The following is a 10130-nucleotide window of genomic DNA, read 5'->3' as shown; positions in this document are numbered from 1 at the left end:
CTGTTCCGCAAACAACGCCCGTGCTGCATTCGCCACAATCGTGGAGGAGTTGCTCGTGATCCGATTCACCGTATCCAGGCGCTTGGTACCATCCGATACCATTGCTTTCAACGCATCAATCTGCGCATCACTCACGTAATCACCGCGTGTATCGGCCTGGGAAACCACTTTAGTAAAAGCGTCTAGCATTCCAAGTATCTCCTGATAGAGGACGAAATAAAGTGTTCAAAACCTGTTTGCTTCGATATGGAGCCGTAAAGATTGACGGTGAAACTGAGCCCAACGAGTAAAACCCCATTTGGCAAAGAACGTGTATTCCAAAACCACTAGCTCAGAGCAACGTCCAACACGGCTCAATGAATGCAGTCAATACCTTTAGCAACTAGATTCCCAACGTCTATCGTCTGAAGCATTTAAATGTCTTTCGATAAACTTGAGATTCCTAAACCCTTAGCTTCGCTAGCCGAAGGTTCATCTGCTTTTGAACAGTTTGATTAAAGCAACCTAATTGTGCAAGATTTGTGCAATTCTCAGAATAGAGGGAAAAGTATCAGAATTTAAACCCTAAAAAAAGGTGAAACCTCTGCCTGGAGGTACTTTTGAAAGCTGAGCAAAAATGATTTCGTTTTAACTTATCTTTACATTCGGTTGAAATCTGTAACATAAGAAACGAAATTTCTGAGAGTCGATCGCTCTCTGGCACAACCTCTGTGTGTAGTAACTATGTGTCCGTCAGCGAAACTATGTGTGCGATCGCGTGTCGCTTGATCGCAAAACTCAAGAGCCGTTAGGCTGTACAAGCCCTAATGCGCTGGAGACGATTGAGAATCCGATTGGCTAGATCAATACCGACGATAGGCTTACATAAATAGTCATCGGCACCGACAGTAAAGGCTTGATTTTGAGTGACTCGATCGTTCAACACGCTCAGAAATAAGATGGGTAGTCGCTGCCAATGCGGATCACTCCGCAACGCCTGACAAAGCTCAAAGCCATTCGTCTCTGGCATATTGACATCTAAGACCAGTACGTGAGGCATCACCGCTTGTAGCACCGTCCAAAACTGCTGAGTGTCTGCTAAAGTCGTGAGCTTAAAGCCCCAGGGACTGAGCAACTGTGGCAGCGATCGCAACCAGGTTTGATCATCATCGACGACCATGACCTTTGTTTCTGCCTCTGTCTGACAGAGTATCGGTGGGGCGTTCAGCGCTTGATCGGTTCCCAGTTGCAGGCTCTGAATCGAGTCTGTGTGCTGTATTTCCTGCTGGAGTATCTGCACCAGCGCTTTGATTGATACGGCGTGATGAGATTGCCAGCGGTCTTGGCTGCCGAGTACCTGTTCGAGTTGACGCGCTAACGTCATGGCGTGATGTAGCCCAAAGGTGCCCAGAGTGCCTGCTAATTTATGAGCTGTTTGTTGAGCCTGTTCATATAATTGGGCATCGAGCGAACCCAGTTGTAGCCCTGCGATCGCTTGGGTAAAGACGGTCATCTGGGTAAGGATTTTCGGTTTGTCGGCGACCCATGTTTCATTGAGAAAGGCTATGTACTGGGCTTGTAGGTTGTCGGAGCCCTTCGATCGAGGGGCAACGGTCTCTAAAGGGAGGCGATCGCCAGCACCCTCACGGGCTTTCAGGTAATATCCTCGTCCATGTACCGTTGCAATGAAATCTGAGGGAGCACCGGCTAAAAGGAGTTTGTGACGCACCCGCCGAATATGGGAGCGGACAGTCGCCTCTGACAGAAATTCATCTGATGACCAGAGCCGACCCAGAATTTCATCCGTACTGAAGACATGCTGACTATCTTGTAGCAGCAGTTCTAGTAACTCATATTCCTTTGTCGTGAGTGTGAGAGGCTGCCCATTGTAGGTCACGGCGCACGTGCTGGAGTTTAAGAGTAAATCACCCCAGCTCAACAAGGGGAGAGGATTGTTGCGGCTGCGTCGGAGTAAAGCCCGAATCCGGGCACTCAGTTCTGTAACATCAAACGGCTTCACGACATAGTCATCCGCACCTGCATCGAATCCATTCACTTTAGCCGTACTAGTATCTTTAGCCGTGAGCAACAGAATAGGTGTGGTGTAGCCTTCTGCTCGAAAGCGTTTGCAGAGGCTAATCCCATCTAGCTTAGGCAACATAATATCCAGCACGATTAAGTCATAGTCAAACGATGAGCCATAGGTCCAACCCATCTCACCATCTTTGACCGTATCAACAACGTAGTGATGGCTGGCGAGGCTCTTGGTGACAATTTTGCTGAGTGACTCATCATCATCGACTAGTAAGATTTTCATCGCCCTAATGACCAATCGAGAATTTTGGCAATCTGCTCTGGTAAATCTAGTGAATTGAATGGTTTCGTAATAACGCCACTCACACCCAAGCGATTAAATTGATATTTTTCTGAGGTTTGTGCTTTAGCAGTTAAAAAAATCACTGGAATCTGCTCTGTTCCAGGGTGAGATTGGAGCGCTTTTAACGTAGCAATGCCGTCCATATCGGGCATCATGACATCGAGCAAAATCACATCTGGCGCTTCAGCCTGAGCTGTTTGGATCCCTTGAGCCCCTGAACTGGCAGACAGCACGTCCCACCCAGCCGTCATGCGAATGCCAAATTGCACAACTGTTTGAATCGTTTCTTCATCATCAATAATTAAAACCCGTTTCGATCCCATAGTTAGCGTATCTCAGTGGTTCAAAGGGGTAAGGTAAAGAAAAAGGTGCTGCCTTGACTCATGCGGCTTTCTGCCCAAATTTTGCCGTCATGCTGTTCGATAATTTCACGGCAAATCGCAAGCCCTAACCCAGTGCCGCCTTTTTTGCGCGAATCTGAGGAGTCAACTTGATGAAAGCGTTCAAAAATACGCTCTAGCTTGTCAAACGGAATACCTTGTCCTTCATCGCGCACCTGAAATAAGGCTTCAGAAGCATGTGCTTCACAAGGCGTTGCTTTAAAGCCTTGGGCTTTAGAGGATTGTACGGCAACGGCTAGCCAGACTGTGCCTCCGGGCGGTGAGAACTTAATCGCATTGCTGAGCAAATTAGTGAGCGCTTGCACGATGTAGTCTGCATCCACCCAAAGCTGAATGGCTACAGGTTGAACCACCAATTTGATGCGGTGTTGTTGCGCCATGAGTTGCATCGCATCAGTGGCCTGCATCATTAAGGCAGCAGCATCACAGGCTTGTTTCTCCATTTTGACTTCGCCCGCTTCAATCCGCTGCAAATCTAAAACATTATTGACGAGATGCACTAAGCGTTCTGCATTCTCATCCGCAATTTCTAACAGTTGCTGTCCATCGGCTGAAAGGACTCCCAATTGCCCTGTCGTCAGAATTTTGAGTGCACTATGGAGTGACGTGAGGGGCGTGCGCAATTCATGACTAACGACAGCGATAAACTCATCTTTCATGCGCTCAATGGCTTTGTGATCGCTAATGTCACTTGCTAGGGCAAAAAAACCGATGACGGTACTGTGCTCGTTGAAATGGGGAATATAAGTCACGCTAACAGGGCGACAACTATGATCCTTTAGTGCGATTTCATTCTCGTAGGTGACGATCTGCCCAGAGAGGGCTGCCTCCACGTGCGGTTGCATCCGCTGGTAGCAGTCTTCTCCCCAAACCGCCTGAAGATGGCTTTGGTAAATCTCTCCGGGCGATCGCCCCAACCAATCACAATAGGCTTGATTATTAAAACGGTACTGTTGTCGATCGTCCACATAGGCAATCAGCACGGGTAGCGCATTGGTGATTAAACGCAATTGCTCTTCGCTTTTTCTCAGCGCCGCTTCTGCCTGCATCCGATCGTTGATTTCCTGTTGCAGATTATGGTTGAGATCTTTAAGTTCAGCCGTGCGCACTGCAACAACTTCTTCTAAATGTTCTAATAATTGCGCCTGCGCTAAAGCAATGCTGATTTGATCAGCCAGTTGCTGCATGAGCTCTAGTTCAAATTCCATCCACTGATGCGGGCGATCGCAATGATGGACGATTAACAGCCCCCAAAGTTGGTTCTGAGCAATGGGTTGGCTGTGTGTATGGGCATTCAGGTTTTGCAGAATCGGCACAATCAGCTTGGCTTTAATCTGAAGTTGGTCGATGAAGGCGATGAGGCAATCGCTTAAACCCGCCGTCGGGTCGTGAACATCAGCGATGGCACGTACCCGCCCCATGGCATAAAGCTGCTGGTACTCTTGCGGAAAGGCTTCCTCCGGGAATTCCAAATCTAAAATGGCGGGATAGGCTGGCAAAACGGCTTCACTAATGGTTTTACCGCTGCCGTCGGGTAGAACTTGATAGATCAGAACTCGATCAGCGTGTAAGAGGCGCTGCACTTCCGTCACCGTAGCCCGCAGAATTTCCTTCAACTGCAACGACTGTCGAATCTTGAACGTCACTTCTGAAAACAGTTTTACCCACTGCCGCTGCCGCCACAGCTCATTTTCTGGCGACTGTTGCAACCGATTCTGTGACAGCTGCGACTGATCCTGTGACGGCTGTTGTAAGGGCGTCGGCGTTGTCTGGGTTTTGTGCTTACGGTGCTGGGGCGATCGCTGAGACGATGAGCGCTTAGACATCAAACAAATCCCATCTTGCAAAAGAATCTTAAGCGGTGCGTTTGACCCCTTCCCTATTATTGACCAGAGATCTCCCCAATGCTGCGTGATCGGTAGCGACTGAGTTTTATAATAGGACGTGTCAAGGGTACCCAGCTGATAAACGTCGATTTCCATAGGTTGCGGCACACCCACACGGCTCAATGATTAGGAATTGGCTCGCTTTATGGATGCAATGGAATTTTTTGAATTAAGCACGGGGCAGTGGCGATCGCAACGCACCACCCATCACCTTGCCTTCAAACGCGCTGAAATGGGTGAATCTGAAATTCACATCGAAGTGCTGGCGGTTGGTGACCCGAAAGTGCTGGAGATCTGCGAACTCCATGACGTTGACCCCAGTTTGGCGATCGGGGGTGCGTTTGTTTCCTGGCAAGGCTCTATGGGATGGGATCGAAACGAAGAAAACCATGCTGGCTCTACTGTCTTTGTGCTCGTTCCCGATGCCGATCAACCACAACAAGGCAAGCTCCTGCGCGAACGTGGCTATGCTGAAATCGTCCCCGTGATTGGGCAATATCACATCGACGATGACAATGGGTTGGTGTTGACGACCGAATATGAAACAATGAGCTCCACTGAGCGCTTTTGGTTCGCTAACCCTAGCCTGCGGTTGCGGACTAGCACCGTGAAGCGGTTTGGCGGCTTCAGCACAGCGACCTTCTGTACTGAATTTCGCGTTGAGTCAACTGTCGACGACGCCTCTAGCGTCGATGGCACTGACCGCTCCAGCTTGCCTTCCGATCAGGTTCAACCCGGCAGTGAAGCCACGAAACCCTTTTCTTTCTTTGGCTGGTAACGGTTTGGCTCGTGACGTGCACGTTACGACCAGTACCGATCCGTTTACCAGAGGGTTGGATTATTTGTATGGCGTTCGCAGTTTGGCGTTAGTCCCGGACATGGTGGATGTGGTGCATGACATGGAGCAGCGCCGTCCTATCTGTGTTTGGGTTGGTCATCACATTGAGGCAGTAAACAGCGCACTGAATGAGTGCCTTCTGGCTTGCCATGCCTGTTTTCACCCGTGGGAGCAGCCTGCTATCCAGATTTTTGCCGCACCGCTGGCTCAATCATTTGGGTTAGATGGCTTGTGCAACCTGAAAACTAAGCCCATGACGATTTTGATTGATGTTGGGCGCCTGGCACCCAAAGACTGGTTGTTGCTCGTGAGTCATGAATATGCTCACGCCCATGCAGGTTCTCCTGGTCATCACGATGCCTTTGCCCGATCGCTGACGCATCTCTGCCTTGGCTTAGGCATTGTACCCCCACCCGATCAAGCCGCTAACCTACCGTCTTATCCTGACTACCGTTCTACCAAAGACCCATTGGCATTCTGGCGCGGAAAAGGAGACGACTGGCGCTTGCGTGTTGGTCTGACGCAGACACCAGATGAATCCCACGCAGATGCGATTTGAGCAGTCTATTTGGGCCTCTAGGTAGTGAATAATGGCACCCTTTTTATGCGCCTTTAAGTGAGGGTAAGTCGTCCCAACGTGAGCTTTGCTAACTTTTATCAAACCAAATCGAATAATGGTTCTGTTCTCCCGTATGATGACGAATATATTTGTAAGCTTTTGTAAGAAAAGGGAGCTTTTGTAGGCGTGGCAATTCCTCTTCTCGACTATAGTCCCTCTAGTCAAAACCAGCGACTCGCTGGTTTTGAAGTCCCTGGTGATGAGCAGCCCCGGGTCTATTCCACTGACAATGTGCTTTCTTCTACTGACCTGGATACGTTGATTGAAGCAGCCTACCGTCAGATTTTCTTCCATGCGTTCGCGGCCGATCGGGAGCGTTTTTTGGAGTCCCAACTCCGGAGTGGGCAGATCACGGTGCGCGACTTTATTCGCGGTCTGTTATTATCCGACACCTACAAGCGTAGTTTTTACGACCTCAACAGCAACTATCGGTATGTTGAGCAAACGGTACAGCGTGTGCTGGGTCGCGATGTTTACAGCGAACGGGAAAAAATTGCCTGGTCGATTGTTGTTGCGACTAAAGGTTCAGCAGGCTTTATCGACGACCTGCTGAACAGCGAAGAGTATTTGGAAGCCTTTGGCTATAGCATTGTTCCCTATCAGCGCCGTCGGGTCCTACCCGGTCGTACTGAAGGTGAACTGCCGTTTAACATCAAATCTCCCCGCTACGACGAATACCATCGCGCCAAGCTTGGCTTCCCACAATTTGTGTGGCAAACCGCTGTTCGAGGCTACAAACCGACTGAGAAGAAGCCAACAGCAGGCAATCCAGCTTTGTTCCTGGAGATGGCACGAGCAATCAGTCCCAAAGTGAATCTACCGCAACGTCTCTCAGCAACCAACGTTGACTACGAAAAGTTGGTTCCTCGTCGCCGCTAATGAAGCTGGCTTCATGCAATTCGATGAGTTCATAGAACTCTAAAGCCCCGGAGGCTTGGGAAGGAGAGTTGGTTCACGGCTCTGCTTGTCAAGCCTCAATTTTTTTCTAACCGATACCCACTCGTTATGACGATCGCCCAACTCTTTGACGGTGCCAATCTTTTTGTTCTACCCTTCTGGGCGCTGATGATCTTCTTGCCAAGGTGGACGCTCACAAAGCAGCTGATGGCGTCTTATTTGCCGTTTGTTGCTCTAGCCGCGTTGTACCTTTACTTCATCTCTGGGACGTTAAATGCTGAAACAGCTCAGGCATTGTCAAACCCAAAACTAGCTGATATTGCCCGCTTTTTTAGCGATGAACGCGCTGCTGCTACTGGATGGGCACATTTTTTGGTGATGGATCTGTTCGTCGGTCGCTGGATCTACTGGGAAGGGCAGCGCACCGGCGTCTGGACAGTGCATTCACTGCTTCTTTGTTTGTTTGCTGGACCGATCGGGTTACTATCACACATCCTGACCACTTGGTTGACGCCGAAGCCGTCATCAGTGACGATCGATACCACCGATGCTTCTGCTACAGAAGTGATGCTGAGCCCAAGACCAGAAACGGAGGCCTAACGATTCATCGTCTCTTCTCGTTCTGCTCATCCACATGGGGGAAGCCGTCTCTCGTTCTGACGCGCCAATCTAAGACTGGATACTGTCCGAAGGAGACTAGGAGCATGATGAGACGCAATCGTTTAGCAAGTCTGCCGCAAAGGTCGCGATCACTTGTCTACGTGTGGAGCTTGGTGTAGTGCGAGTGAGCACATACTTACTTAAGCTTGTTGTCATTACGTTAGCCTGCTTCCTATCGGGCAAGTTGACGGTTTCAGTGATGAACCTGAACTTGGAAGCATCACCCATTTGGTTTCCTGCAGGCGTTGCGTTGGCTATACTCCTGTTGGGTCATAAACATGCCTGGGTCGGCGTGAGTGTGGGTAGTTTTTTGTTTGCACTATCGACTGGTGCAACGTGGCTTGCGGCAGCCGTTGCGGCGATCGGGACAACGAGTAGCGCGATCGTTGGTAGAGCGTTGCTCCAACGCGCAGGCTGGTCTCCGGCTCTCGATAGTCTCCGAGACACCTTACGCTTTTTGGCACTGGCGGTTGTCCTGTCGCCGATGCTCAATGCGACCATCAGCACTTTGAAGGCCTGCGCAACGGGTCTCCTTCCCTGGCGTGAATTTGGTCTTCATTGGTTGTTAATCGAGTTAGGCGATGGCATTGGCATTCTGGTCACAACCCCGCTCCTCTTGCTTTGGTTCAGCCATTCGTCCTTTAGTCATCTTTTATTGTGGGCACGCCCTCTAATCGCCTTGAGACCGCAATCGCAGCGGAACCAATGGCAGCAGAGTCCAGCACAGCAGAGCCAAACGTTGCGATGGCGCATCCTTGAAGCATTGCTTTGGGTTGCGTTGCTCTTGACCTTGAGTGGGTTTGTGTTCTTTGCCCCCATGCAGCCAGGTGTAGCCCGCTATCCGCTGGAATATCTCCCCATTGCCCTAATGGTTTGGGCAGCACTACGGTTTGGGCAACGCGGTACGGTGTTGAGCGGATTTATCGTTTCCTGTTTCGCGTTTTGGGGCTTAGCGCAATCGAAAGGCCCGCTCTTGATGGATGCCAATGGCAATATGGAGCAGGCAATTTTTTTGCTCCAGGCATTCGTCGGTGTCACGATGGGCATCGCGCTAATGTTGACAGCTACCATTGCCGAACGACAGCAGGCAGAAATTCAACTGCGGTTTGCTGCAGAACGTGAACGCTTATTGGCGCAGACCGCACAACGGATTCGCCGATCGCTCGATTTAGAAGAAATTCTCAATACAACAGTGGCTGAAGTCCGACAGTTACTGCACGCCGATCGAGTATTCATCACCCGCTTGGGCATGTCTGGTCACAGCCTGGCAGTAGCAGAATCTGTCGATCCTCACTGGCCGTCTGTGCGGGGGTGGATGTCCGATCAGCGGGTCGCTCAAGAAGTGGAGTTACTCTTTAAGCAAGAGTCATCTGATCGCCCCTGCGGCGTAAAACCGATTCGAGCGATCGACGACATTGGGCAAGTAGAGCACCCACCTCTGGTCGCTGAGTACCACCGTTATTGCCAGGTCAAGGCAAGCATCGGCATCCCCATCATGGTGTGCGACAAGATGTTTGGCATACTCCTGGTCAATCAGTGCTCTGAACCGCGTCACTGGCAGCCCCTCGAAATTAATCTCCTGGAACAACTCGCCACTCAGGTTGAACTTGCGCTCCAGCAAGGTCAACTGTATCAACACCTTCAAACCCTGGCCGCTAGTTTAGAAGGGCAGGTGCAGGAACGTACCGCCGAATTGCAGCAGCGCATGCAAGAGTTGCAAAGCCTCAATCAGGTCAAAGATTTATTGCTGCACGCCGTTGCTCACGACTTGCGGACGCCAGTACAAGGTATGTCGATGGTGCTGAAAAGCTTGAGAAGTAAAAATCTCGACTGCTCAGCGGTTGCGGTGCCTTGCGTCAAGGTCGATCGCATGATTCAAAGCTGCGACCACCAACTCAATTTATTGCATGCACTCTTAGAAGGGCATGCCGATGATACACCCACGATCGTGCTGCAATGCCAGCCGCTGCAACTCCACCAGGTGGTAGACAGCGCGCGCGCCAACTTGGGTTCGCTGTTGACCGAAAACCAGATCACGCTGAACGATCAAATACCATCAGCACTGCCCTGTATTCATGCCGACTCACAGCAACTGCGGCAGGTGTTTGAGAGTTTGCTGCTCAATGCCGTGAAGCACAATGCGCCTGGGTTAACGCTTACTGTGAAGGCCACGATCGAACGATTGCCTTCCCTCTCCCCGACACGCATGCTCCATTGCACGATCGCAGACAACGGCAAAGGGATGAGTCAAGACCAATGCGATCGCCTCTTCCAGCTCTACATTCGGGGTATCGATAACCAGCATTTGACTGGCATTGGGCTAGGGCTACATCGCTGCAAACAGATCATTACAGCGCATGGTGGACAGGTAGGCGTTACTAGTCATCCCGGTAAAGGCTCTCAATTTTGGTTTACGTTACCTTTGGCGGATGGCAAAGCGTAACCTGAGTGAACTGAACTCTGGTGCTTGCCT

The 10130-nt window shown here is 50.5% G+C and carries 8 protein-coding genes and 1 pseudogene; 5 read left to right on the top strand and 4 right to left on the bottom strand.

Annotation, left to right across the window (positions count from 1 at the left end):
- From C7B82_RS29635 to C7B82_RS29620, 4 genes and pseudogenes are all read right to left on the bottom strand, one after another.
- Window positions 1-189, bottom strand: a pseudogene (locus C7B82_RS29635) (phycocyanin subunit beta); the annotation flags it as partial.
- 598 nt (window positions 190-787) lie between these two features.
- On the bottom strand, window positions 788-2296 hold the full coding sequence (locus C7B82_RS29630) for a response regulator (protein ID WP_106260777.1): 1509 nt from the start codon (window positions 2294-2296) through the stop codon (window positions 788-790).
- Window positions 2293-2679, bottom strand: coding sequence for a response regulator (locus tag C7B82_RS29625; RefSeq protein WP_106260775.1), 387 nt, complete (start codon window positions 2677-2679; stop codon window positions 2293-2295). Before C7B82_RS29625 ends, C7B82_RS29630 begins: the two co-directional genes overlap by 4 nt.
- Window positions 2680-2699: 20 nt before the next feature.
- Window positions 2700-4583 carry an ATP-binding protein gene (locus C7B82_RS29620; protein WP_219904762.1) on the bottom strand — a complete coding sequence of 628 codons (1884 nt, stop codon included), beginning with the start codon at window positions 4581-4583 and terminating at the stop codon, window positions 2700-2702.
- A gap of 214 nt (window positions 4584-4797) precedes the next feature.
- Between C7B82_RS29620 and C7B82_RS29615 the strand changes: the two genes are divergently transcribed.
- From C7B82_RS29615 to C7B82_RS29595, 5 genes are all read left to right on the top strand, one after another.
- Window positions 4798-5421, top strand: coding sequence for a phycobiliprotein lyase (locus C7B82_RS29615; protein WP_339375277.1), 624 nt, complete (start codon window positions 4798-4800; stop codon window positions 5419-5421).
- A complete protein-coding gene (locus C7B82_RS29610) occupies window positions 5411-6040 on the top strand; it encodes a hypothetical protein (protein WP_245940158.1) in 630 nt (209 codons plus the stop codon). The genes C7B82_RS29615 and C7B82_RS29610 overlap by 11 nt, the downstream gene beginning before the upstream one ends.
- 186 nt (window positions 6041-6226) lie before the next feature.
- Window positions 6227-6979 carry a phycobilisome rod-core linker polypeptide gene (locus C7B82_RS29605; protein WP_106260771.1) on the top strand — a complete coding sequence of 251 codons (753 nt, stop codon included), beginning with the start codon at window positions 6227-6229 and terminating at the stop codon, window positions 6977-6979.
- A gap of 126 nt (window positions 6980-7105) precedes the next feature.
- A complete protein-coding gene (locus C7B82_RS29600; protein WP_106260770.1) occupies window positions 7106-7597 on the top strand; it encodes an ABA4-like family protein in 492 nt (163 codons plus the stop codon).
- Between the two features lie 184 nt (window positions 7598-7781).
- Window positions 7782-10100: an MASE1 domain-containing protein gene (locus C7B82_RS29595; protein ID WP_146141315.1), complete on the top strand. Its 2319-nt coding sequence runs from the start codon at window positions 7782-7784 to the stop codon at window positions 10098-10100.
- The last annotated feature ends 30 nt before the right edge of the window (window positions 10101-10130 follow it).

It is taken from the genome of Stenomitos frigidus ULC18 (assembly GCF_003003795.1).
In the GTDB taxonomy this organism is placed as follows: Bacteria; Cyanobacteriota; Cyanobacteriia; order Leptolyngbyales; family Leptolyngbyaceae; genus Stenomitos; species Stenomitos frigidus_A.
This window is presented reverse-complemented; position numbering and strand designations above follow the sequence as displayed.

Bases quoted from the DNA above. Each gene is read 5' to 3' on its own strand.
- C7B82_RS29630 (WP_106260777.1), bottom strand. From the start codon at position 2,296: ATGAAAATCTTACTAGTCGATGATGATGAGTCACTCAGCAAAATTGTC.
- C7B82_RS29625 (WP_106260775.1), bottom strand. From the start codon at position 2,679: ATGGGATCGAAACGGGTTTTAATTATTGATGATGAAGAAACGATTCAA.
- C7B82_RS29620 (WP_219904762.1), bottom strand. From the start codon at position 4,583: ATGTCTAAGCGCTCATCGTCTCAGCGATCGCCCCAGCACCGTAAGCAC.
- C7B82_RS29615 (WP_339375277.1), top strand. From the start codon at position 4,798: ATGGAATTTTTTGAATTAAGCACGGGGCAGTGGCGATCGCAACGCACC.
- C7B82_RS29600 (WP_106260770.1), top strand. From the start codon at position 7,106: ATGACGATCGCCCAACTCTTTGACGGTGCCAATCTTTTTGTTCTACCC.